The following is a 24,344-nucleotide window of genomic DNA, read 5'->3' as shown; positions in this document are numbered from 1 at the left end:
ACTACCTGAAGTTTCTTGAACTCAAGAGGATTCGACAGACTATTAGAATTGGAGTTAAAGTTCTCATCGAAATTACCTAAAGAGTAAGTATGTACAGATTTTGCCCCCCAGAAAGGCATGACGTCCTTCAATACTGAAAGATTGGATGCCCCTCCGGTTTTGCCTGGGGAAGTACTGACAAGAAGTACCGGTTTATTTCTGAAGATCTTCTGGTCGATTCTGGATAACCAGTCAACAATGTTTTTGAAAAAACCGGGCATCAAACCATTGTATTCAGGAGAAGCTACTATAAACCCGTCAGCTTCTTCAAACTGCTGAAAGAGTATTTCTATTTTCTGCGGTATTCCCTCATCTGTCTCCAATTCTTGATTATAAATAGGGACATTTACATCCTTGAGATCGATGTAATTAACTTCAGCTTTCTGAAAATAAGAAAGCACAGCTTTGGTAAGCTTTGCATTGATTGAGTTCCGGCTGTTACTACCGGCAAGAGCTATAATTTTCATTGTACTATCATTTGGTTTTAAATGTGACAGCACAAAGTTCGCGGAGTAGAGAGCCTAATTCATTGACTCAAATCAAGAAGTCATTTGGAGCTCATCCTTTTTCTGACTCTACTTAATGATTCGGGAGTGATGCCAAGGTAAGACGCGATCATGAATTGGGGAACCCGTTGTTCAATTTCAGGGTACGTGTTTCTGAAATCGGAATACCTCTCTTCAATTGGTTTGCTCATTCCATGTATAGTTCGGTTCTGCAATGCTACATAAGCATTTTCGAATTTTATTCTATAAAATCGTTCCAAAGCGGGAGCTTCATCAAAGAGTTTAGTTAGTTCATTTTTGCTGATCTGTAAAACAACACTATCCTCTAATGCCTGAATAAAAAAAGTGGCCGGGGTTTCTGTTAAATAACTATATAGGTCATTGATCCACCAACCTTTGACAGCAAATTGTAAGATGTGTTCCTGTGCATTCTCATCGATATTATAATTTCTTAGACAGCCTTCTGCAATAAATCTCATATGATGAGAGACATCACCTTTATAGAGAAGCATTTCTTTTTTCTTTAAATGCCGTGGTATGAATCGTTCTCTGATTAGGCTTTTTATAGAATCATCTAAAGAAACGATTTCTGAGATATGGTCAATAAGTAACTGATGTGAGTCCATCTATGTAGGAGTGAATATTGTATAGATGAGCGATAATATAAAAGAGATTAAATGAAATGCACGCCTATCCAAAAAATTGATCGTATTTGAGCTGCAAGAGAGCAAAATCCATGAATGTACTTAAATAGGTAAGGAATAGTTTACAGAGAAAAAATATTGATAAGTATATTTATCTGATAAAAGTACTAAGCCTGATACACTTTAATAAACATTCCCAGGGTTCACAATTTTTCTTACGAATTATCTTTAACGGAAAATGTTTTTATTCATAAGTAAGAACCCCCGGATGTACTACATCTAAAGAAAAATTAAAAACTGAGTTGCTATGGAAAACCCTGCTTTACCCTCAGAACAGATTAAGAGTGATGAGATCGATCCCACTTTCAGATACTCAAGGAATGAGCTGATCGATACATTCAACCGCGTGAGAGCCTTTACGGAAGAGATTACGGAACCACTCGAAATTGAAGACTATGTTGTTCAGGTGACTGAGAATGCGAGTCCGGCCAAGTGGCATCTGGCTCATACCACCTGGTTTTTTGAGACTTTTTTGTTGGAGAAGGAGCTCAAGGATTACGATCCCATTCATCCCCAATACAGTTATTTGTTTAATTCCTATTATCTGCAGACGGGAGTTCCTCACTGCCGGGCAAGGCGGGGAAATATTTCACGTCCCACGGTAAAACAGGTGTTTGAATATCGGAAAAGCATCAATGAACACGTAGCCGGGCTAATCAAAAATGCCACGGACGAGCAGTACAAAAAATGGGCACCGATCATCGAGATCGGGATTCACCATGAGCAGCAGCATCAGGAATTGCTGATGACCGATCTGAAATATATGTTTGCTCAAAATCCGTTGAATATCACCTATAAAGAGGCAGATCGCCCGAAAGTAAAATCGGTTCCGGAATTAAGCTGGAGCTCTTTTGGTGAAGGTGTCTATGAAGTAGGCCACAAGGGCGATGACTTTGGATATGACAACGAATTCCCGCGCCACAAAACCTATATCCACGACTTTGAGCTTGCGAATCGCCTGGTAACGAATGCTGAGTTCATAGAATTTATTGAGTCAGGAGCCTATGGGGAACCAAAATGGTGGTTGGATGAAGGCTTTTCCACTGTTCGGGATGAGGGCTGGAATGCTCCGCTTTATTGGGAAAAAAGAGATGGGGAATGGTGGCAGTTTACCCTCAGCGGGATGGAAAAAATAGATCCGAACGAGCCGGTCACCCACGTCAGTTATTTTGAAGCCGATGCTTATGCCCTCTGGAGAGGTTATCGGTTACCCACGGAATTTGAATGGGAAGTTGCGGCTGAATCAATGGAGGTTACCGGCAATTTTGCCGATGCTGCAAATCTTCATCCGGTAGCATTACAAAATGCACGATCAGGCCTTCAACAAATGTTTGGAGATGTGTGGCAGTGGACCCAAAGTTCCTATGCTCCGTATCCAGGGTACAAACCGCTGCCCGGCGCATTGGGCGAATACAACGGTAAGTTTATGTGCAATCAGTATGTACTTCGGGGCGGATCGTGTGCCACTTCGAAGTCTCATTTCCGAAAAACATATCGCAATTTTTTCCACGCCAACGAGCGCTGGCAGTTTACCGGAATCCGTTTAGCAAAATAACATGAACTTGATGAAGAGTGAATTTGCCACCTTTGCAAAACCTGTGAAGGCAGAAAGCTCGCAGCGTCTTAAGGTATTGCGAGCGTTAAGGGATTCATACCGTAAACCCGAATACTACGAGGACCATCGGACGCTCGTAGGTTCTCCAGATAAAATTGCTAATCTGTAAAGGTATAAATGTACTCATCAAAGAGGAATATGGAATCAAATACAACAGAAGTAAGTGTTCATTCTGGGATGCTGAAAGAGGTGCTGGAAGGCCTTGGAAAGACTCAGAAAACATTGCCCAGTAAATTTTTTTATGATAAACGAGGGTCGGAGTTATTTGAACAGATCTGTGAATTGGACGAGTATTACCCAACCAGAACAGAGCTCTCTATAATGAAGAACAATATCGGGGACATAGCAGGGCAACTTGGTTCAGGCATTCAGCTTATAGAGCTTGGTAGCGGAAGCAGCCTGAAAACCCGCTTACTGCTGGATCACCTTCCGAATTTACATTCCTATGTTCCGGTTGACATCTCCAATGATTTTTTGTCCTCTGCGGCGGAGCAACTGCAATCTGAGTATCCAAACTTAGAAATAAATCCGGTTTCTGCGGACTATACCAAACCTTTTGATCTGCCGGATACAAACGAGGGCATCCGAAGAATTGTCTACTACCCGGGCTCCACTATTGGGAATTTTACCAAGGATGAAGCCGGTGATTTTATCGCTTTGATTTCAGAATTGATTGGAAAAAATGGTGGCCTGTTAATAGGGTTTGACCTGATCAAAGACCGGGAAACCTTGATTGCAGCCTATGACGACGAGAAGGGAATCACGGCTCAATTCAACAAAAATATCCTAACGCGAATCAACCGGGAGCTGGATGCTAATTTCAATCCCGATGCGTTTGATCACAAAGCCATTTTCAATGAAGAAAAAAGCAGAATAGAGATGCACCTGGTGAGCCAAAAAGACCAAACGGTTTATATGATGGGGTCAAAAATCACCATTGCTGAAGGAGAAACCATTCATACAGAAAATTCCCACAAATACTCACCGGAATCCTTCAGAGAAATTACTCAGCCCCATTTTAGAACTGAGAAAACGTGGACTGACGAAAACGAACTATTTGCCGTTCAATTCTTGACAAAGAAGCATTCGGTTTTAAAGGACTGAAAGCCTTGTATGTAAATTGTACGTTCAAGTCCTCACCACCGAAAAGTGCAAATAAAAGAAAGTATTTCACAATGAGTACCGCGGTTAGTTTAAGACCATAGCAACCCAGGTCCGGTTGCCCTGATTTGCGGGCAACAGCAGTCTTGTTATTCAATTTGCTCGAATCCAATAATTTTTTTTGGACAATTTTGCTGCCCGGCGGGTGGAGAGCTTCTTCAGTTATGCTTTTTATTCATTTAAAGATCCCGCAATAGAAATCCTTATGAACTTTTATGGATGGTAGGCTGAATAAATAAATCGAAGTCCTTCATAGATCGCTTTGAGAGGAACGGATCGGTGGTCTTCATCTTCAAAGTATACAATCCTGATATTCTGAGGCTCATCAGATCGCTCCGTCAATAGCGTGTAGTAAGTATCATGCCTTTTCTTATTCCGTTCGAGATTAGCTGCTCCCTGATTGGCCGTTGCAAGATATAATTTCTTGTGGAAGGAGGCAGAGGGCACTGCATTCACTTTGTTAGCCATCATCTGTTCGTTCCACCAGATGCTGGGATCTATAGATATAAAAGCATCATAAATGCTTGTGCTATCAGCATAAGCATTTATTGCCAGGAGTCCACCGAGCGAGTGTCCGGTCAGGATCCTGTACGTTTCGGTTCGGTATGTTTCATCTATATATGGGATCAGCTCTTCCTCAATAAAGGTTAAAAAATCTCTGCCGCCTCCCATAGTATTCGGGCGAACGGTTTTGATCTTTGTAACGGTGAAATCACGTTCACGATCAATATTATCAATGGCAACGACGATCATTTCCGGGGCCATATTGTTTCCCGCGCGGTCTGAGCTCAAAAAGTGAACGATACCTGTGGTTGTTTTAAAATGCGTGTATCCGTCCAGCAAGATCATAACCGGGTAGCTTCGATCTTCTGAAGTATGATAGGAGTCTGGAAGTCCGATATGAAAGGTTCGTGTTTCTCCCAGAACCTCAGAGTAGATATCCGATTTTATATAGGTTCCGGAATCTTGCATATTCTGCCCGACGATACGTTGTGAGCAAAGCAAGAGAATAATTAAAAAGGTAGAAGCAAGGGTTTTAGTCATGTTGTTTGCCTGATGAATCTGATCTTGTTGGGGGCATAATTGCGAAGATTCCTGAAATAATGATACTTAAATCGAGTAATATCACCTCATGTTTTTTACTGGCAGAGGGATTCGTTACTGGATTCTCCGTCTCATCCGTGTTCCATTAAAATAATCCCCGCAGGGGGATAATCATATCCTGTCCATTAAATTTTTTTGGATCTGTTGCTTCTTGCCATGTCGGGGTGTATAATCACGGATTCTTAATTAACCCTTCCTAAATGAAATCTTCCCTACTGGCTTTATCTTTAGTATTGGCAGTGGTATGCTTTTCCGGCACGGTTCGTGCTCAAGGAACTGCCCCTGTTACTTCTCTTTCTGATATTTATTATCCCGGCGATATCGATATCATGTGGCAGTTAGAACAGTCACAAGAACCGGAAATTTTGATCGGTTCAACCCAAAACTATGATGATGCTACATCAAAATACCTGGGTATTATTTACCTTTTTCAAAAGGAATACGGTGATACGTTCGATCTCAAACTAAACGTTGTAGATTCGGCCATTGTATATAACGGAGATTTTAGCACTAATAATGCTTTCAGTTACCTTCCACCGTATATATTTGTCAGGGACACGGTGCTTATGGTGGATGGCAGTTCTCTTATCGGGGTTCCGAATTCCCTGGAAACGGAACGACTTTGTTTGATCTATTGTGATGGAGGCAATACTGCCGGTAGCCTTGCCTACGAGGAGTTTATAACCTATGACGACAGTACCATTATTGCCCTTGAACAACGGTACGAGTTTGATCAGGCTTATTTAGATATTATCCGTCTTCGCAATCGAAATGGAAACCTGATAGCTACCGATACTATTTACACCGCGGATTCTCTCCCTTATTTCGTCTCTTCTGATTATGCCTATTCCCGGGAATCTGACTTTTGGTATGTACCCCTGTTTACTCAATTTACAAATGGGTTGTTAAAGGTGAACTTAAATACATTAGAGTATGAGTTCTTACCTAATTTGCCGACAGCCGGTAACAGGCCTTTCAAGGTATTAAATGATACCCTATATCTTGCGGCAGACAATAACCGTATTGATCTTTATGATCTCAAAACCGAGAGCTTTACCGGAATCTCTATTGACGAATCCCAGGTACGTGCCACACATCCATCGTATGGTCGTGCAGGTAATGAGCTTTATAATCCGAGTAGTTATTTCTTTCCAAATCTGGTTACAGATTCTCTCCGTATTTATGGGGGATTGGAAGTGGTTTGGGACCCGCTTAAATCAGCCTGGATATATACGGGCAAGGATTACAATCCTGACGAATTGGTGTATCATGAATATCCTTATTTCTTCTTTCGGACAAAGTTTCAAAACAGCAAGGATTACCGCACGGGTACGTATGAAGTGAACCCTGTTTATGCTTTTTCCTCCGAACCCTCTTACGTGAACGGGCTTTTCCTGCTGCGGGATTACCTGGGAAATTCTTTTAATCTGAACCCATCTCTTATATCTTTCCGGGCAAGAGAGGATGGTCAAATGATATCTACCAGCGAGTCTTTCTTTACTTTTGAACCGGTAGAAAATGTTCCTGTTGATTTCCGTATGGTGATGATGATCGACAACAGTTTCAGTGTGGGGGCCGAACTACCAGAACTTAAAGAAGCCGCTGTTGAAGTTATCCAGCAGCTTCCGGAAGACCTTGAGATCGCGCTCTATTCCTTTTCTGGATCTACTCAGCTTTTGGTGGATTATACATCGGATAAGGCTGCGCTGGCCCAGGCCGTGAACTCAATTACGTTGGGCGGAACCACTACAAATTTGCATGGCAGTATGATCACCGGTTTGAGCCGCTGGGAGAATTCTTATTCGGATACCGGACTTCAGCTCGGTTCCATGATTGTGATCACGGACGGAGAAGATACACAGGGAACTAATTCCGCTCAGGATGTACTCGATGCGCGGGGAGATAAACAGATCATTACCATTAAAATAGGGAATAGTTCTACCGTTATTGAGGATTTTGGTAACGCAGGCAGTTTTCGGTTTCAGAACTTTTCAGCCTTGCTAAATGGTATTGATGTCATCATAAAAAGACTAAATGAGGATGCACAGAATCTGATGTGGTTCAGCTATGCCTCTCCAAAGCGCGGGGACCAAGACCGGGTTTTTAGTCTGGAGATTCTCGGTTGGTTTAACCTTAACTCGTATAGTCGCGATGCCGGGTTGTTTTCCAATATTCTGGAACTCCGTTATAACAGTGCAAACTTTTCGGATATCATTCCGGGGGTATATGTGAATCGTTCGGTGTACGATACGGATGGCCTGAACTCCATTAAAGCACTACCGGGAGACAGTTTGTTACTGCAAGCTTTTACGTTACTCCCGATATTTCCGGAGCAACACACGTTCGAATTACAAGAGCCGATTAATCCGGGTTTGAGTATCCGGATTTTTGAGGAGGATAGCAGTCAGGCCTATTTGCATTTTGAACCGGGCATTCAACTCGATGGCAGTGATACCCTTATTGTCCGCGACGAGGGGAATTCTTACACCAGGAAGATACCGATCGAAGCTAACTTGATTACATCCAATGAGGAAATCAGAGAAAACCCTGAACGGTTTGAATTGACACAAAATTATCCAAATCCGTTTAACCCCGTTACCAGGATTCATTATTCGTTACCAGTAAATGGAAAGGTCCGGTTGGAAGTGAGGAATATACTGGGGCAGTTAGTTTCAACTTTGGTCGACCAACCCCAGATGGCGGGAAGCTATTCCGTGATGTTTGACGGCTCGTCTCTTTCGAGTGGTGTATACTTTTACAGCCTGAAAGCAGGAGACAAGACTCAAACCAAAAGGATGACTTTGATCAAATAAGCCTCATAGTTCTTCCAGTTAGTTACAGCCGGGGTCATCTCCGGCTTTTTGGGTACAGATTGATCTTATAGAAGTACCTTTTGAAGAACTTTACATCATCAGAAAGCAAAACCTGCGTTGATGAGGCTAATTTCTCATGAAAGATACATCTCAAAACCGAACCTGTATCGTGGCCAGTAATCCCTTTTTAGGTAAAGGTAATACTCCAAAGTGAATCTCCGAAACTGATCCGGAACGCAGGATATCCTCCTTGGCTTGCCGATAGGTTTCAAAGCGCTGCTCTTCCTCTGATCTGACTAAAAAACTTGTTACCCTGCCAACAGCCGGCCAGATGAAAATATGCAGCCGGTCCCGATCCGAAACATCTTCTGCTGCAAGACTGGCTACTCCACCGGCTACAATAGATGAAATTCCGCCAATGATGCGTTCCCTTTTCCTTTTTTGAGCAAGCTCTTCAAATCGACGGTCCCAAAAATAGAAATTTTGGCTTTTTTCGCCGGGGCTGTTTTTCAGGTCTTCTCTGAAATCTGCGTATAACCGTTCCGATTCACTTTTAATCTTGAAAGGAAGTAAACTCATTGCCCCTAAAAAAGCTCCTCCACCTAAAAGTGAATAACCAACGATGCGGGCATCATCATTCTTAGCAGCAGCAAGCGTTACAGTTCCTCCAACCGCGGTTCCGGCGCCCAATCCAAGTAATATGTATCCTCCGATCATGCGTCCCTGACGGTCTCTGTCGGCCAGTGATTCGAGGCTGTTGTCCAGTAAATTGATTAAAACATCCTGCCGGTTCATAGGAAGCGTATCCTGCAGGAAAACACGGTCTGTAACCCATAATTCTTGTGCAGCGATTTTGGCCGAAAATACCCCTCCCACTATCAGGGTGATACAGCAAATGCGATGACTAAGACTACCCAAATTCATATGTGCTCCTTCTTTCCGGCATTTTGAGGAAATGGCTGACTGAACCGGAATACAGCCACTGATATACTTAGCACAATGCGTACCCAAGGCTTGCAGTCATTATTCCCTGAATTCATGTAATTCAGGGTTGATCGTTGAGATAGGTATTTCCCGCACATACCAATGGCTCCATAACGCCCATAATTCTAAGAGGTGAGGGAAATATGGAAACCACACTGCTCATTGGTATAACCCATTGATGCCCAGCTTCATAAAAACTACATATTGTCGTGTGATTTTAGCATGGTTTGGTCTGTTAAGCAGGTCGGTAAGTATAAATATCATAAGACTATGAAATCGAATCCAAAGGTTGGTGAGTTCCATTCCAAAGAACACTTCCTGAAAACTGAAATAATGGCCCCGGCCGGGGACTGGGCTTCCCTGAAGGCTGCCATTCAAGGTGGAGCCGATTCGGTGTATTTTGGCATCGAACAGCTGAATATGAGGGCACGGGCATCCAATAATTTTACCTTGGCTGATCTTCCTAAGATCGCAGACGTGGCACGTGAGGAAAGTATCCGAACGTACCTGACGCTCAATACGGTGCTGTATGATCATGACCTTCCATTGATGAAGAAGATCATTGATGCGGTCAAAGAGCATGGCATCACGGCTATTATTGCGGCCGATCAGGCGGCGATTTCGTACGCTGCAAGAAACGGGGTGGAGGTTCATATTTCAACCCAGGCCAATATCTCGAATATTGAGATGGTAGCGTTCTACAGTCATTTTGCAGATGTGATGGTGCTGGCCCGGGAACTGAGTCTCGGACAAATGAAGAAGATCGTGGAGGGAGTGAAAGAACGGGACATCCGGGGGCCATCCGGTAACCTGGTACAGATCGAGGTTTTTGCCCATGGAGCACTTTGTATGGCTGTTTCCGGGAAATGTTATCTGAGTCTTCATACCTATAATTCATCAGCGAACAGGGGAGCTTGCAAGCAAAATTGCAGACATGCGTATCGGGTAACCAATGAGGAAGGCGAGGAGCTTCTGATCGATAATGAATACATCATGTCACCCAAGGATCTGTGTACGATCGACTTTTTAGATCAGCTGCTGGATACCGGGATCGAAGTGTTGAAGCTGGAAGGGCGGGGACGTTCACCGGAATATGTTAAAACTGTAACCCGGTGTTATAAAGAAGCAGCTCAAGCCGTAGCAGATGGAACATATACCCGGGAAAAAGTGGATGCCTGGAAGAAGGAACTTGAAGAAGTGTACAACCGTGGTTTTTGGGACGGCTATTACCTGGGCAGGAAGCTAGGAGAATGGAGTCGCATTCATGGTTCGGCCGCAACCAAAGAAAAACGTTTTATAGGGAAAGTGCTTCATTACTACCCAAAGGCAAAAGTGGCGCATGTGCGGATCAAAGCCGGTGGTTTTAACAGGAGTGATTCACTGATCATTATTGGCAATAAAACCGGGGTTGCTGAACCTGAAATTGATTCTATTTGGGTGGGAGATCGGCCTGCAGACGTAGTGGCCAAAGGAGAAGAATGTACGATCAGATTGGATTGTGTGGTGAATGAAGGGGACAAGGTGTACCTCTGGGAGGACAGAGACTGATGAAGATCACGTTTTACAGAGATCGATGTATAGGATGTAATTACTGCGTAGAGGCCTGGCCCGAGCGCTGGCAGATGTCGAAAAGGGATGGTAAATGTGTATTAATTGGTGGCAAGAAGAAAGGGAAGCTCTATCATGCGGAAGCAGGAGAATTTGAGCGGGAATATAACGAACGGGCAGCACAAGCCTGTCCGGTAGATGCCATTCGCATCAATAAATGAAAAATTCACCATCACCAAGACCGTATGTGGTTCATGCCATTAAACAGAAAATGAAATTTTAGTAAAAGAAAGTACTGCCATGACTGATCCATTTTTCTCTCCCAAAGGCGTAGCCATAATTGGAGCTTCTCATGATCCCCATAAGCTGGGCTACGGTGCTCTGCGGAATCTGATCCGGTATCGTTACCGGGGAGGGATTTATCCGGTTAATAAGAGATCTTATGAGATCCTGGAAAAAACTTGCTACCCAAGTGTGAGCGATGTGCCTGATCCGGTGGACCTTGCCATTATTATTGTCCCGGCTCCGGCCGTGGCAGAAACGCTGCGGGAATGCGGCGAGAGGGGGATTCAGCATGTGGTAATTGTCACCGGCGGATTTAGTGAAACCGGTCCGGAAGGAAAGATCATGGAAGAAGAGTTGCTGGCCATTGCCAAAGAGTATGGGATCCGTATAGTTGGCCCAAATTGCATTGGCACAATTGATACGCATACCCCGGTCAATACTACTTTTGTGGTGGGGATGCCTGAGCCGGGAGAGATTGGTTTTATTTCTCATTCCGGGGCTATGGTGGCCGCGATCATTGACTGGGCAAGCGGAAGTGGAATTGGTTTTTCACGTATCGTCAGCCTGGGAAATCAGATCGATGTCAATGAAACGGAAATGATGAGAACCATAGCACTGGATCCCAATACAAAGGTTATAACGGGATATATAGAAGGCGTGGCAAATGGACAAAGGTTCTTAAAAGAAGCACGTAAAACCGCCCTCGAAAAACCATTTTTGATGCTGAAAGGCGGGAAAGGAGAAAGCGGAGCCAAGGCAGTAGCTTCGCATACGGGTGCACTGGCCGGCAGCAAGGAAGCTTTTCAGACAGCGTTCAGGCACAGTGGCATACAGGAAGCAGAGACCATCGAAGAGATGTTTGAATGGGCACGGGCTATGGCCTGGCAACCGCTTCCTAAAGGAGATCGGGTGGCGGTTCTTACCAATGCGGGAGGTCCGGCTATTTTGGCGGTTGATGCCCTCGAAAAACAAGGATTGAAGATCGCTTCGCTTTCTGTGGAAACGAAAGCCTTCTTATCTAAAAGATTACCAGAAGCATCCAGTGTAAACAATCCGGTAGATGTATTGGCGGGCTCGGGTCCGGCAACTTATACGCTGGCATTGGAAGCTCTTTTATCGGATGATAACGTGGATGCTGTGGTTGTTATACAAGCTCCACAGGATTGGTTCTTGCCGGTGAGCCTTGCCGAGGTAGTAGGAGAAGTAGCCGGTTCACACCACAAAACGGTGATCACATCTATCATGGGGAAAGCTTCGGTGGAAGAAGCCCTGAAGATCCTACAAAAGCGCAAGATACCGAATGTTGCTTTTCCGGAACGCTCGGCTTCGGTCCTGGCGGCTATGATCAACAGAAGAAAATGGCTGGAGGAAGCTAAGGATGGCTCTCCTGAACGGATCAAAGCTGATCAAAATAAAGCCGGGGAAGCCGTACATGATGCGAATTGGGCAGAGCTGTTAAAGGTGTATGGAATTCCATTTCCGGATCAGCGGGAAGCAGCCTCTAAGGTGGAGGCAATTGAAATTTTTAAATCCATGAGCGGCCCGGTTGCCATGAAATTACTTTCTGATGACATTTCTCACAAATCAGACATTGGTGGAGTGATCCTGAATGTTAAAACGGCTGAAGAAGCTGGAGAAGCCTGGGACCGTATCAAAAAGGCAGCTCAATCAAGCAATGGGAAGCTAAAGGGAGTTTTAATTCAGGAAATGATAAGTGAAGCTCCCGAGGTGATTACCGGATTTGTACGTGACCCGCAATTCGGGCCAATGGTACTTTTTGGATCCGGCGGAACCGATGTGGAATTGTACAAAGATGTGGATATGGCGATCGCTCCGCTTACCAAAGTACAAGCACATAAATTGATGCGGCGGACTAAAGTGTACCAAAAGCTGCAAGGCTGGCGGAATTTCAAAAAATGCGATATCGAAGCGGTAGCTCAGGTGCTGGTGGCTCTGGGACAGATTGCATCGGATCATCCGCAGATCGGGGAGCTTGAGATCAATCCGCTGGTCGTTCTTCCGGAAGGTAAAGGCACTAAAGCGGTTGATGTAAGAGGAAGCTTACAGGCCGAAAATTAGGATCCAGCTCTTCTTCACATGTCCTTCACAAATAAAGACAATTTTATCTTAAATAGGAATAATACGTTTAAGACACCTTATTTGAGGTCCCAATTTATGACACATTCTCTTCATACTTTTTCCATTCCCGTAATGGGAACCGGGCATTCTATAGACTCCCCAATCCGCGTAGCACCTTATGGAATTGACTCCGTAATTTCAGTCGTGGATGACCTGCTGGTCGAGAAGATCCGAAAATATTACACTGAAAAGTTTAACCTGCCCTATAAGAATATTCCGCGTTCTGCAGAAGATGGACGGGCTAAAAGGATCACGGCCTATCTGGATCTGGTGCATGATATAGTGCACCGTACATTCGATGAACTGAAGTCGCAGCCCTTTTTTGAGGACAACGATAAAGCCAAGTATTTCAGGATGCTGCCGGAAGGAAATCCGCTAAAGTCTGTATACCAGCAGTTGTTGAAGATGACAGATGAAAATGAGCGTTCCGGCTTGTCTCAGAAATTAGAGGCTATGATGCGGCCGGGTTCTATTGATGTGAACATCATGGCAAAAGTGGATAAACTTAACTTCACTAAATCCGGTGAGCCGATGAGCGCTGAATACAGTGATGGAAGCGCGGCTTTGAGAGGCTTTGCCCTAAGTAAGCTCTCTTCCAGCCTGGTGTTGTCGGCAGGATTCAATCCACGGTTGTATAATTACCTGGCTGAGTTCAAAGACTTTTACCGGGATGCTTCAGGTAACATCAAAAAGAAGATCATTCTAAAAGTGAGTGATTTCAGGTCAGCATTGATTCAGGGTAAATACCTTGCCAAAAAGGGACTGGAAGTGTTTGAGTATCGCATTGAATCGGGATTGAATTGTGGGGGACATGCTTTTGCCACCGACGGACTTCTGTTGCCGGTTCTGTTGAAGGAGTTCAAGGAAAAGAAAGAAATGCTGAGTTCAGTTATTCGTCCGCTGATAGCAAAATTTTATGAAGAGGAGCGAGGTGGTTTTTCAGAAGACTGGAAGTTTACAGCACCTCGCATCACGGTACAGGGAGGTATTGGAACAAATGGCGAAATGAAGCGTCTGCTTGGGGAATATGACATGGATTCCACCGGTTGGGGAAGCCCGTTCTTATTGGTTCCCGAAGCAACTACCGTTGACAAGACAACACGTACTTTACTGGAAAATGCCAAAGAAGAGGATCTGTACCTGAGTGGGGTTTCACCGCTGGGTGTGCCATTCAACAACGTACGAAATACCGGTTCAAAGCAGTGGCATCAGGAGCGCATTGAAAAAGGGAAGCCCGGATCGCAGTGTCCAAAGGGATTTCTGGAATCAAATACGGAATTTACGGAAAACCCAATTTGTACTGCTTCAACACAATATCAGCTGTTGAAGATAGATCAGATCAATCACAGCGACTATCCCGAGGCAAAGAAAGAACGGCTCAAAACCAAGGTCTTGGATAAAGCCTGCTTGTGTGATCACCTCGGCAACGGGGCTCTGATCCAGCTTGGTATCCAAAAAGAAAGCCGCTCTCCGCAGGCTATTTGTCCCGGGCCCAACATTGCTTACTTCAACGGAGAATATACCCTGGAAGAAATGGTAGATCATATCTATGGCAGAGGGGAATCTTTGGTGGATGGAGACCGTCCGCATATGTTTGCCAAAGAATTGCGCATGTACGTGGATTACCTTCAGGATTTAGTGGATCAGCAGGAAGCAGATCCCGCCGAAGACAAAAAGCTGGTACGTTTTCGCAAGAACCTGGAATCGGGCATGGACTATTGTCTGGAGATCGCGGCATCCGAAGCATTCGAAGGGGAAAATCTCAGATCCATTATAGATACTGTTCAAAAAGAAAAGCTACGCTTAGAGCATATATTTTCATTGGCTGTGGCATAGAGATTAGAGGGGCGGAAAGATGATCCGCCCTTATTTTAGGATAAGGATATTCTTTTTCTTTTCGGAGAAACGGGCTGATTTGGCTTGTCGGGTAAGATTTAGCGAAAAAAATTTCGTTAATAATCTTTGAGACGAAAAAAATAATTGTTTCGGAGTTTCCTGCGTATTTAATTAGGGGATCTTTCTCAAACCATGGTTATCAGAAATGAGGCCATTCAGAAACTTCGCTAATTCATCAGAAGAGCAGTACAGAAAGATAATAATTATGAGAAGTTATCATCTCGGGAGCGGGCGCTATGATACAAAAGCTGACCAACGAATATCTTAATTTTGAAAAACAGGAACTGCTTGAGCCTTTTGTTGAAAAACTCTTGGCTTTAGATAATTTTGCCGGTAGTTTTTCTTGTCTTACCTGGCTGTCGCAAAACGAATTCTTGTATTTGAGCCGGGGCATCGAATCGGCATTAGGACATCCTCTCGAAAATTTTGAGCGCTACGGTTTGGTACGGTTTCAGCATCTTATTCCAGACAATCAAATACAGCGCATTTACTCGGGCTTAGATAAGCAGCTGGCAGAAATGGAAAAAAGTGATGAATCCATTTTCAGTAATATGATCTTTAGTATGGACGGGGCCATGCTGGATGTGAATAAAAAAGTGAGAAAAGTCTTGTTCCAGGCCTCCATCATGGATGTTCGTTATACGGAGATCCCAAGCTACCTGATGATCGGCACATGGACTGTAACGGAGGGGCGAGCGGATATCGAGGTGGCCGAACATTCTAAAGCATTACAGAGAAAGCTGCGGGATATCAAACAGTTGTATATTCAAGCCAAACCAAATCACTTCAAGGTATTAAAGATCCAAAAACAGATCTCGGCAAGAGAGAAAGAAGTTGCCTGCCTAATTGCAGAGGGACTGAGCACCAAGGCCATCAGTGACCGGCTCAACATAAGCTTTAATACCGTGGAAACGCACCGGAAAAACCTGCTGGCTAAATTGGAAGCCAAGAATTCCGCAGAGCTGATCTATAAAGTGGGCAAGTATATGAATATCAATTAGGGGTTTTCATAATCACTGAATTCAGGGATTGATTTAGCGGTGGTACGGCCTAAATTTCGGCTATCTATTCATCCTAATTCAGCATATGAAAAAACTACTGCTCTTCCTTCTTCTTGTAATCTGTTGTCATGGAATGGTCAATGCACAGAACGCGGAACCGCTCTATTATCAGGGAATCGTTGACAGCCTCTATTCAGAGATCCTGCATGAAACCCGCCACTTTTATATCTACGAACCACAAAGCACCCGGCAATTGGAAATGGCTGAAACCGAGCATCCTGTTCTGTATCTGTTGGATGCCAACAGTCAGTTTGCTCTGACCTCCCAAATCGTGAAGAACTTAAGCTTTGATGCTATTCCATCCATGCTCATCGTAAGTATTTTGAATACCAACAGAACACGGGATTTAACTCCTACGCATGTGCCATCCGATCCCTCAGGCTTTAATCTGTCTCAATCGGGGGGAGGAGATATGTTTCTTGATTTCATAGAAAAAGAGCTCATTCCCTATATTGACCAAAACTACAGTACGACTCCATACCGTACCTTTATTGGTCATTCACTTGGAGGGTTACTTTCGGGATATGCCCTGGCTACCAGACCTCATTTGTTTAATAATGTAATCTCACTGGATCCAACTTCCACCTGGGATGATGAGCTGATGTATCGAAGCTTGAAAGAAACCGGAGATAAAGGAGGGCTTGCAGGAAAAGGATACGTTTTGGCTGTGGCCGATCCGGAACCAACCGGTGATAAAATAATTGATTCACTATTAACAACCTTTCGTATTCCAAACGATAAAATGGCCGGTTACCTGGATCAAGTTGAAGGTCTTGATTTTCAGTTCAAAAATTATCCGAAAGGCAATCATACTGATATGGTCATTCCAGGCACCTATGATGGGTTGAAATTTCTGTTTTCCTGGTATGCTGATCTGAATCAGCAAATGATAGATGCTGCAGACCCCTTTATCAGTAAAGATCTAAGTGATGAAGAGTTGATCGCGCGTATCGAAGAGATCCACCGTCAAATGTCTGATCATTTTGGATATCAGGTTTTGCCAAAAGAGGATATGATCAATTCTTTAGGATATTGGTCGTTGCAGGCCGGAAGTATGAGCAGAAGTAAACTCCTGTTCGAGATGAACATTGCCAATTACCCGGAAAGTGCCAATGTATATGACTCCATGGGAGATTATTATCTGGCAGCGGATCAGCCGCAAGAAGCTGCCCGGTTTTTCAGGGAAGCATTAAAACGGGATGAGAATCCGGGTACGAGGGCAAAGCTGGAACAAATTGAAAATAAAGGAAGCAATGAGTGAGCGATTTTCATTCCTGCCCCGGCTTGTATTTTTACTGATCCTGATATCTTCGAGCCCATACGGCTTTTCTCAGGGTGCGGATACCTCAGCATACACCGAAGGGTACTTCGATTTCGAAACGGGCAAGGTACATTACCTCGATTTCGGCGGGACCGGTATGCCGGTAGTTTTTATTCCTTCAAACGACCGTACCGCTTTTACCTTTGAGGATTTTGCCCCCAGGTTTACGGATCAATTTCAAGTGTTCGCGATCACGTTGCCCGGTTCAGGAAAGTCTGATGGTTCGCCAAACCTGGCTTTTTCCAATTTTGACCTGAAAACCGAAGTGGCCATTGAGCTGCTGAACCACCTGAATATCCGGCGAGCGGTTTTTATAGATCGGTATTTCCATGTGCCGGTCTATTTAGCTGAACGATATCCCGACCGGGTAGCCGCAGTAGTGATGATGACCGGCTTCCCGCCGGATCCCTATTCCCTGCACCTGGAGGAGATCATGGCAAAGGATGAAACACAGATCCTGGAAATGACAGAACGATGGAATCAAACCATAGTGGACGAATTGCCCGATTTAGTTTTTGAACCGGAGTATATCAAAGGGGAGAAAAGTATATCCGTGCCTATCCTGATGTTGCGTCATGATCAAAATGATCCATTATGGGAAAGAGACTACCGGGGGATGCTGGAAATGGCTCAATGGTCCGTCGAAAACCCCGAAGATTTCCCGGATTCCCTTTCCAGGGAATATATTCAACGCCTTGCCCGGGACTCCGTTCTGCAGCAGCAGGTCAAAGCATTCTATGAGACAACCATTCAGGAGTTTTGGGAACAAACTGCCCGGGAGTTTTATCAGACGTTTAGTGAAGTCACAATCGTTGAACTGAGCGGCGAGGAGGATTACGGGTATTATCACTACATGCGGGCTCCGGATATGATCGAACAGCCTCTGCGGGAGTTCTTGCGATCTATCGAGGAACTGAAAGAGTGAGCTATTCCTGCTCCAAAAAGATCTCCCCAAAAACTTCGAATTGCTTTTGATTCCCATCCCTGATCTCAAATTCAAAGAAATCCTCCAGGTCATAATATCTGCCTTGCGGTTTCCCGAGGTAGGAATTCCCATACCAATGTACCAAGTGGAAGGTAAGTCGGTGGTTAAAGATGACTTTCAGCTGTGAATTTTCTGAGATCACTTCAGCAGATCCGTACATGGGATGTTTATAGACGCCTTCCAGGTCTTTTGATGTGATATCTGGAAGTTTATCCGGATCCTTTAAAGCAGTTTTATGCTCTTCCCAGTCACGAACCATTTCTGCAAAGGGATCTTTTACAGCCTTAAGGAAATTCCGGCTGTTGTCATCATAGGCCCAAAGATCGATGGCCTTGTAAAAGGTGGCGCGCCAGATCCCCGCCCAATCGCGATTGGTTAGTGTGAAAAAGGCTAACTTTTTGGAAGGCACCACACCGAACTGAGCATTCATTCCATCCATACTTCCCGGATGGAAAACCACTTTTTCACCCCGGTAATCGTGCAGAAACCATCCCATGCCATAGGTTCGGAAATTTGGCTGAACGAAGGTGTAGAGATCATCAAATTCCGGAAGGCTTTCCACCACATGAGTTCGGGTCAGGTATCGGAAGGTTTCAGGAGAGATGATCTGCTTTTTTCGGAAGCGGCCTTCATTCACCAAAAACTCGAGTAAATGCTCCATATCGGCCTGGCACGACCATATATTCCCTGCAGCTCCCATCTGATCGGCCAGGTTGATCGGATGGGAGATCCATTGGTTATCCTCATACAAATAGGGAGTGGCATAATTTCCGTAAGGTATCACATCAACTGCACGGGCAAAAGTATGGTCCATTTTCAGGGGATCAAAGAGATTGGTCTGTATAAAATCAGTCCAGTGTTGCCCTGAAACGGCCCCGATCACTTCCCCGGCGATCACATACATCAGGTTGTTGTATTCAAAAGTTGCCCGGAGCGGGTGGATCTTCTCGGCCATTGAATACCGGTTCAGTAGTTCTTTGGTGGAGGTGCTGTCGAGAAGCCAAAGCAGATCTTCAGAGGCATACCCCAGGTTGTGCGTAAACAGATCCTTGATGCGAGCCTCGTTGGTGACATAGGGATCGGATAACCTGAAATCGGGATAGTGATCTTTAACACGGTCCTCCCAGTTCAGCTTGCCCTGTTCCACCAGGATCCCCATAGCTATTCCGATCAGGGGTTTGGTTGCAGATCCTAAATTGAACACGGTGTGCCGGTCAACCGGAGTTTGTTCATTGATATTCTTTATTCCCAACGCTTTGCTGAACACCAGGCTGTCCTGATAGTAGACGGCCGTTACCGATCCGGGCACGTGCCTTTTTTGCATGGCGGATTGGATCACTGATTCAAAGGAATCGCTTTTGGTCTGTGCAAAGGACTCCGGAATACAGAATTGAAATAGAATCCAGAGAGTGATAAGTAAACTTGAAGCTTTCATTGGCCGAACTTTAGTTTTTAACCATTTGATGATGATGCTCAATTTCAGCTTTTGTCAATCCCAAAAACCGGGCAGCGTTATTGTAGAAAATATCTCGCTTTTGCTGATCCGTCAGCCATTCGATATCCAGGATCACCTGCAGGTGTTGCTCTACCATCCCGAAATAATCGGACCCGAACATCAGACGATCACCCAGGCCGGCTTCATAGAGCTTTCTCAAATTAGGCTCCCATACCGCTTTCGGCATAAACAGGCTTACCGCCGAAATTTCAGTATAGATCTGCGGATAGGCTTTCATCAGCTCAATGGCCTCATCGGAGTACTCGCCTCCATAATGCATCAGGTAGATCTTGAGATCCGGGTATTGCTCCAGAATGGGTTTCAGTAATTCGGGGTTGGCGTAGGCGGGATTGTAATTGGGATATTCCTCTTTATTGACCCGTTCCATTGGAGGACCGAGTTCTGCATGAATGCCCACAGGAAGGTCAAACTCGGCCGCGATCTTCCAGTAGGGAGCCAGTCGTTCGTCGGTGGGAGGGATGCCATAGTAGTTGAACATGGATTCACCCAGAATCTTCAAATTGCCCTTGCCGTAGATTTCCCGCAGCTCTTCTTCACTGTAAAATTCATTTTCACACGGTTTATCCTGCTCTACAAGTTGGTTACAGGGGAAGATGAGTCCGGCCCAAAAGCGATCAGCGGCTTCCGCATACAGGCTGGCATATGTTAGATTCCCGCCGCCCAATGCCAGTACCACATTGTTCTCGGTGAAATTCTTCACCATCCATTCCAGTTTAGCTCGGTCAATATCCGGATGCAGGTCGCGGTATCGATCATTTTCCTCATACCCTTTGGTGATATGAAAATGCATGTCGATCACGGGCTGTCCTTTGAGGAAGTTTTGCAGGGAATCCTGGGCAAAGGAACTGTTATAGAGGAGAAAGTATGCTGCTACAAGGATCAAAAATTTCTTCATAATGGGGGGAATGTTTGGAATTTTCTAAGCGATAAAATAATGATGGATTTTTGGTTTGCGTTCAATCCCTGAATTCAGGGACAAATTACCATGCAGGTCGAAGTTTTTTATATAATGAGCTCCCTTTGATGGATAAGTATGTTATCTAAATTGATAAGCAACTTTGGCAAGCTGAAACACAAGACATACCCCTTGCTTCAATCTGATTTTTAATGTGGTCATTCTCCACTTAGCTGCAATAAAAACCCCTTAATAGGTTCAACGATTAATTCAGGATTATCCCGGTACTCATAACCAATTATTTGAGGCACGTCGAGCCGGACTAATTTCAGGTTTTTACCGTATGCTTTTTTTAATTCATCCTGAGCTTCAATGGTAGCCGGGTAAACCCGGTTGATATGAAAATCGAAGACCTCTTTTTGCAGGTTTTTATCCACTGCTAAACGGGCAAAATATTCCCGGGCGGTGGAATCCTGTATCTTTCGAATTTCTGTATCCCGAAAAGCCGGATCTGAGGCCAATTGATCTAGGTATTTACGAACTGGGGAATCCGGCATGGCTCCTCTGACATCCTCCATTAGTGGGGAACCAACCAACACAAGTGCCCCAACCCCTTTCTCATTTCCAATTCTTCCGGATTTTGATACAATAGCCAATGCAGGGACATCGATGGATAAGGAATCCTTCTCTAAGAATAAAGGCCGATACTTACTTCTTGCCTGAGTAATAATCTTCTTGTCATTATTACCCGGACTTGCCTGTAGAAACATTTCGAATGCCCGGTTAGGATCTTTGGAATACATATCCATCCAGGGCACTGAAAAACCGGAGAGATAAACAATCCCCGCAACCCGATCCGGATAGTTTTCGGCCAGGTAGGTTAGCTCGGAACTCACGGATGCATTCCCTATGAATACCGCTCTATCCAGTCCCAGGGCATTGGTAAATCCAATGAGGTAATCTCCTTGACTCGGTACATCAAATTGACCCGGACCAGAGCGACCATAACCCGGACGGGTGATAGCAAATACCCGATTTTGATCGGTTAACATAGGCCCAAAATCTTGATAGGTAGAAGCATCCCAAGCTTCCGAATGGACCAAAATCACAGGTAATCCTGTACCTCCAAAATCCAGATAATGTACACGAATACCTTCAACATTAATGAAATGATCGGAAGAAGGGCTCTCTTGCTTCAATTGCTCTTGTGCAAACAATAGGTTTCCGAAAGAAGATAAGAGCAATAAAAATACTGTAAGTCTCATTTGGCTTTTTGAATTAAACTGGGCTTTGCTGCTCATAAAAACAATCCCTGAATTCAGGGATTGCATCTCGTTGTTTTTAGAGGTAATTCAACAGCTAAATAAGTTTCGGTGGTACATTCGATATCATCAAAAGTAAAACTGCACCTATGAAGAGCTTCTTCTTTTTTTCATTTTTTCTATTTGTGTTCAGTTGCCAGGTTTCGGCACAGGAACGCGTTTTTTTTAGTTCATTTTCGCCGGAGACCTGGGAGGTGTATCTCTCCGAAGATGACGGCAAGACCTTCAAACCTATCACGGATCATCCCGCCCTCGATTACGATGCGGTGATCTCCCCGGATGAAAAATGGGTGGTGTTCACCTCCGAGCGAAGCGGAGTCCCTCAGCTGTACGTGAAGCCTCTGGATGGAAGTGAGCCCGCCCGAAAGCTGATCAACTCCCCATCTTTTCAGGATCAGGCCGCATTTTCTCCTGACGGCTCCAAACTGGCTTTTGTTGGATCTCATGAAGGAAATGCGGAGATCTACCTGATCGATTTTCTGCCTGAAACAACCCTGGATATATCCCGGGCAAAGAATATCACAGAACATCCGGGAGGAGATTTCAGACCCAATTTTTCACCGGATGGAAAGCATGTAGCCTTTTCGAGCGATCGGGGACATGCTATTCGTCCCCACAGGGCCTTCCCCTTTGCCATGGATCGGATTGGTGATATCTACACCCTGAATCTGCAAACGAATGAACTCAAGCGTTTGACCGAGGAGGATGAGTGGGATGGAAGTCCCGTTTGGTCAAAAACAGGAGAGGAGATCTATTTCTACAGCCTTCGCCATGGAAACCAGGCTTCAGTTTTCAAGATGAATTCCGACGGTTCCTCCCAACAGTTATTGTCAGATACGACCCATCTTGGTATTTCTCCGGTATTGATCTCTGATGACCGGTTGAGTTATACGACTCTTAATCGTCGGGATGATCGGGTATATAACCTCGTTCTCGATATCAATTCCGGCCGTTTGGATACACTGTATAAAGGGGAGCTTGACCTGTTTAATCTGCATAGAAGTCCCAGCGGTCTTTGGGTAGCTCATGGTGCGGTAACGGCAAAGGAAATCCCCAGCAATCGGGGAGGATTTGCAGGAGGCCTGATCGGTGCCGGCTTTCCGAATGTGTGGAACGGGGATTCTCTGAATGTGGAATTGACGGCAATACGACGTGCGTTTGCTGCTCCACCGGATCCCAATGGTCCTTTCCTGATCTTTGATTCTATGAACCAGGGAGATCCCCTTCAGTTTTTCCAGGAGTATGCTACACCTTTTATATGGCCCTTTCTGCTTTTGGTTGTTCTTTTGATTTTTATGGTTTTTAGAGGATTTTATCTGGGATTCCGTAATCGAAAAGAGGAAAAAGTATCGAAGTTTATATTGGCAGGATTAGGTGTTTTATTCGCGTTTATAGTGATCTCAGCCATATTTTTTAACTTTTTCCTGATCAATTTTGAATCTTTTGACTTGATGCTTCCCATAATGGCAGCCTTTATGGTTATATTTGCTTTGATAGGGATTACGTTCAACAAAAAAAGCAACCGGCTTAAAACTTCCGCCCCGGCGCGATCAGCACTCTACAAATATCTTACCGTAAGTTTCGCTCTTTTGGGGGGATTGGCATTCTATCTGGCATTCTTTTCCACGAATATGGTGCAAACTCAACCCGAGTTGGTACGCGTCAATTATAAAACACTGGAAACAGAAACCCTGGATGTCCTCGACCGGAATTACGGAGTGCATCCGGCTTTTAGTACCGTCATTGATATGAAATTTATGAAGGACGGCTCCGGCCTGTTGATCACAACCGGGCCATTCAGGGGAGGGGAAGGCACGAAAGCCACCGTTTGGCAATATGATCTGGACTCAAACGAACAGATCAGGCGTACCGATTCGGATCATAATAGTGGGTTTGGAGATCTTTCCTTATCCAATAAAACTTTTGTTTTCAGGAGCAACCGGGATGGCGATCAAGATATATTTGTAGAAGAGAGCGGGTCGCTGATCAACCTCACAAACAATCCGGCCCGCGATAATTTTCCGGTCATCTCACCGGATGGGAATACGATCATTTACGTAAGCGATCAGAATGGAAAGGATGTGGGACAAGGCATAAAAACCATGGATCTGTACATTATTGAGCGTACCGGTGATGGGTGGTCTGTACCGGAGCAGCTGACTTATAATCAAGGCCAAACCGGGCATCCTTATTTCTCTCCAGATGGGGAGTGGATCATGTATACTAGTGAAGCCTATGGTATCAACGATGAACAGCCCATTTCACAGAGCTTTATTTTTTCTCCACAAATGTACGGTGAGATCGTTGCTCTTCGCCTGAAAGATCAAAAGCGAGTTCGGGTGACTCACAACAAATGGGAAGAGGGAGCCCCCATTTGGGTGAAAGCGATCGAGTAGTCGCGACCTTATAAAGGATAGTTGGAATTACATGATGAAGGAATTCCTGAAGGT

General features: G+C 44.7%; 17 protein-coding genes and 1 pseudogene. 11 read left to right on the top strand and 7 right to left on the bottom strand.

What is annotated here, in order from left to right; translation table 11 throughout:
• Positions 1-77: 77 nt before the first annotated feature.
• Together B151_RS20480 and B151_RS0104055 are read right to left on the bottom strand one after the other, a co-directional pair.
• Positions 78-506, bottom strand: a pseudogene (locus tag B151_RS20480) (NADPH-dependent FMN reductase); the annotation flags it as partial.
• 80 nt (positions 507-586) lie between these two features.
• Positions 587-1,171 carry a Crp/Fnr family transcriptional regulator gene (locus B151_RS0104055; protein ID WP_020402324.1) on the bottom strand — a complete coding sequence of 195 codons (585 nt, stop codon included), beginning with the start codon at positions 1,169-1,171 and terminating at the stop codon, positions 587-589.
• Positions 1,172-1,496: 325 nt separating this feature from the next.
• Here B151_RS0104055 and egtB point away from each other — a divergent pair, with 325 nt between their 5' ends.
• Together egtB and egtD are read left to right on the top strand one after the other, a co-directional pair.
• Positions 1,497-2,804: an ergothioneine biosynthesis protein EgtB gene (gene egtB / locus B151_RS0104050; RefSeq protein ID WP_020402323.1), complete on the top strand. Its 1,308-nt coding sequence runs from the start codon at positions 1,497-1,499 to the stop codon at positions 2,802-2,804.
• Between the two features lie 198 nt (positions 2,805-3,002).
• Complete coding sequence (egtD, locus tag B151_RS0104040; protein WP_020402322.1) at positions 3,003-3,968, top strand: L-histidine N(alpha)-methyltransferase; 966 nt, start codon at positions 3,003-3,005, stop codon at positions 3,966-3,968.
• A 270-nt stretch (positions 3,969-4,238) separates the two neighbouring features.
• Here egtD and B151_RS0104035 read toward each other — a convergent pair whose 3' ends face one another.
• The gene (locus B151_RS0104035; RefSeq protein WP_020402321.1) at positions 4,239-5,069 is read right to left on the bottom strand and encodes an alpha/beta hydrolase; all 831 of its coding nucleotides are present in this window, start codon (positions 5,067-5,069) and stop codon (positions 4,239-4,241) included.
• Between the two features lie 260 nt (positions 5,070-5,329).
• On the opposite strand from B151_RS0104035, the gene B151_RS19355 reads away from it, so the two are divergent.
• Complete coding sequence (locus B151_RS19355; RefSeq protein ID WP_020402320.1) at positions 5,330-7,942, top strand: VWA domain-containing protein; 2,613 nt, start codon at positions 5,330-5,332, stop codon at positions 7,940-7,942.
• A 150-nt stretch (positions 7,943-8,092) separates the two neighbouring features.
• On the opposite strand, the gene B151_RS0104025 is transcribed toward B151_RS19355, so the two are convergent.
• The gene (locus tag B151_RS0104025) at positions 8,093-8,953 is read right to left on the bottom strand and encodes a hypothetical protein (RefSeq protein WP_211207817.1); all 861 of its coding nucleotides are present in this window, start codon (positions 8,951-8,953) and stop codon (positions 8,093-8,095) included.
• Positions 8,954-9,196: 243 nt separating this feature from the next.
• On the opposite strand from B151_RS0104025, the gene B151_RS0104020 reads away from it, so the two are divergent.
• The 7 genes from B151_RS0104020 to B151_RS0103990 all read left to right on the top strand — a co-directional run bounded on the left by B151_RS0104020 (position 9,197) and on the right by B151_RS0103990 (position 18,101).
• Positions 9,197-10,474, top strand: a complete 1,278-nt coding sequence (locus B151_RS0104020) for a peptidase U32 family protein (RefSeq protein ID WP_020402318.1) — start codon at positions 9,197-9,199, stop codon at positions 10,472-10,474.
• Complete coding sequence (locus B151_RS0104015) at positions 10,474-10,695, top strand: ferredoxin (protein ID WP_211207816.1); 222 nt, start codon at positions 10,474-10,476, stop codon at positions 10,693-10,695. Before B151_RS0104020 ends, B151_RS0104015 begins: the two co-directional genes overlap by 1 nt.
• Before the next feature lie 79 nt (positions 10,696-10,774).
• Positions 10,775-12,838: an acetate--CoA ligase family protein gene (locus B151_RS0104010; RefSeq protein ID WP_020402316.1), complete on the top strand. Its 2,064-nt coding sequence runs from the start codon at positions 10,775-10,777 to the stop codon at positions 12,836-12,838.
• Positions 12,839-12,934: 96 nt separating this feature from the next.
• Positions 12,935-14,734: a hypothetical protein gene (locus B151_RS0104005; RefSeq protein WP_020402315.1), complete on the top strand. Its 1,800-nt coding sequence runs from the start codon at positions 12,935-12,937 to the stop codon at positions 14,732-14,734.
• Positions 14,735-15,030: 296 nt separating this feature from the next.
• Positions 15,031-15,795: a response regulator transcription factor gene (locus tag B151_RS20250; protein WP_020402314.1), complete on the top strand. Its 765-nt coding sequence runs from the start codon at positions 15,031-15,033 to the stop codon at positions 15,793-15,795.
• Between the two features lie 85 nt (positions 15,796-15,880).
• Complete coding sequence (locus B151_RS0103995; protein ID WP_040516573.1) at positions 15,881-17,116, top strand: alpha/beta hydrolase-fold protein; 1,236 nt, start codon at positions 15,881-15,883, stop codon at positions 17,114-17,116.
• Complete coding sequence (locus B151_RS0103990) at positions 17,109-18,101, top strand: alpha/beta fold hydrolase (RefSeq protein ID WP_020402312.1); 993 nt, start codon at positions 17,109-17,111, stop codon at positions 18,099-18,101. The genes B151_RS0103995 and B151_RS0103990 overlap by 8 nt, the downstream gene beginning before the upstream one ends.
• Before the next feature lies 1 nt (position 18,102).
• Here the strand turns inward: B151_RS0103990 and B151_RS0103985 are convergent, their stop codons facing one another.
• The 3 genes from B151_RS0103985 to B151_RS0103975 form a co-directional block, all read right to left on the bottom strand.
• Positions 18,103-19,596 carry a serine hydrolase gene (locus B151_RS0103985; RefSeq protein WP_026166454.1) on the bottom strand — a complete coding sequence of 498 codons (1,494 nt, stop codon included), beginning with the start codon at positions 19,594-19,596 and terminating at the stop codon, positions 18,103-18,105.
• Between the two features lie 10 nt (positions 19,597-19,606).
• Positions 19,607-20,572 (bottom strand): amidohydrolase family protein, encoded by a 966-nt coding sequence (locus tag B151_RS0103980; protein WP_020402310.1) that lies wholly within the window; start codon positions 20,570-20,572, stop codon positions 19,607-19,609.
• Between the two features lie 218 nt (positions 20,573-20,790).
• Positions 20,791-21,837 (bottom strand): alpha/beta fold hydrolase, encoded by a 1,047-nt coding sequence (locus B151_RS0103975; RefSeq protein WP_157470687.1) that lies wholly within the window; start codon positions 21,835-21,837, stop codon positions 20,791-20,793.
• A gap of 146 nt (positions 21,838-21,983) precedes the next feature.
• On the opposite strand from B151_RS0103975, the gene B151_RS0103970 reads away from it, so the two are divergent.
• Complete coding sequence (locus B151_RS0103970) at positions 21,984-24,290, top strand: TolB family protein (RefSeq protein WP_020402308.1); 2,307 nt, start codon at positions 21,984-21,986, stop codon at positions 24,288-24,290.
• Positions 24,291-24,344: the final 54 nt, after the last annotated feature.

The organism is Gracilimonas tropica DSM 19535, assembly GCF_000375425.1.
Taxonomy (GTDB): Bacteria; Bacteroidota; Rhodothermia; order Balneolales; family Balneolaceae; genus Gracilimonas; species Gracilimonas tropica.
Note: the sequence above shows the minus strand (reverse complement) of the source record. Positions and strands in the feature narration are given on the sequence as shown.

Excerpts from the sequence above, each read along its gene's own strand:
- B151_RS0103995 (WP_040516573.1), top strand. The coding sequence starts at position 15,881 with ATGAAAAAACTACTGCTCTTCCTTCTTCTTGTAATCTGTTGTCATGGA.
- B151_RS0103975 (WP_157470687.1), bottom strand. The coding sequence starts at position 21,837 with ATGAGACTTACAGTATTTTTATTGCTCTTATCTTCTTTCGGAAACCTA.
- B151_RS0104020 (WP_020402318.1), top strand. The coding sequence starts at position 9,197 with ATGAAATCGAATCCAAAGGTTGGTGAGTTCCATTCCAAAGAACACTTC.
- B151_RS0103980 (WP_020402310.1), bottom strand. The coding sequence starts at position 20,572 with ATGAAGAAATTTTTGATCCTTGTAGCAGCATACTTTCTCCTCTATAAC.
- B151_RS0104010 (WP_020402316.1), top strand. The coding sequence starts at position 10,775 with ATGACTGATCCATTTTTCTCTCCCAAAGGCGTAGCCATAATTGGAGCT.
- B151_RS0103970 (WP_020402308.1), top strand. The coding sequence starts at position 21,984 with ATGAAGAGCTTCTTCTTTTTTTCATTTTTTCTATTTGTGTTCAGTTGC.
- B151_RS0103985 (WP_026166454.1), bottom strand. The coding sequence starts at position 19,596 with ATGAAAGCTTCAAGTTTACTTATCACTCTCTGGATTCTATTTCAATTC.
- B151_RS20250 (WP_020402314.1), top strand. The coding sequence starts at position 15,031 with ATGATACAAAAGCTGACCAACGAATATCTTAATTTTGAAAAACAGGAA.
- B151_RS0104015 (WP_211207816.1), top strand. The coding sequence starts at position 10,474 with ATGAAGATCACGTTTTACAGAGATCGATGTATAGGATGTAATTACTGC.
- B151_RS0103990 (WP_020402312.1), top strand. The coding sequence starts at position 17,109 with ATGAGTGAGCGATTTTCATTCCTGCCCCGGCTTGTATTTTTACTGATC.
- egtB (WP_020402323.1), top strand. The coding sequence starts at position 1,497 with ATGGAAAACCCTGCTTTACCCTCAGAACAGATTAAGAGTGATGAGATC.
- egtD (WP_020402322.1), top strand. The coding sequence starts at position 3,003 with ATGGAATCAAATACAACAGAAGTAAGTGTTCATTCTGGGATGCTGAAA.
- B151_RS0104055 (WP_020402324.1), bottom strand. The coding sequence starts at position 1,171 with ATGGACTCACATCAGTTACTTATTGACCATATCTCAGAAATCGTTTCT.
- B151_RS0104035 (WP_020402321.1), bottom strand. The coding sequence starts at position 5,069 with ATGACTAAAACCCTTGCTTCTACCTTTTTAATTATTCTCTTGCTTTGC.
- B151_RS0104005 (WP_020402315.1), top strand. The coding sequence starts at position 12,935 with ATGACACATTCTCTTCATACTTTTTCCATTCCCGTAATGGGAACCGGG.
- B151_RS19355 (WP_020402320.1), top strand. The coding sequence starts at position 5,330 with ATGAAATCTTCCCTACTGGCTTTATCTTTAGTATTGGCAGTGGTATGC.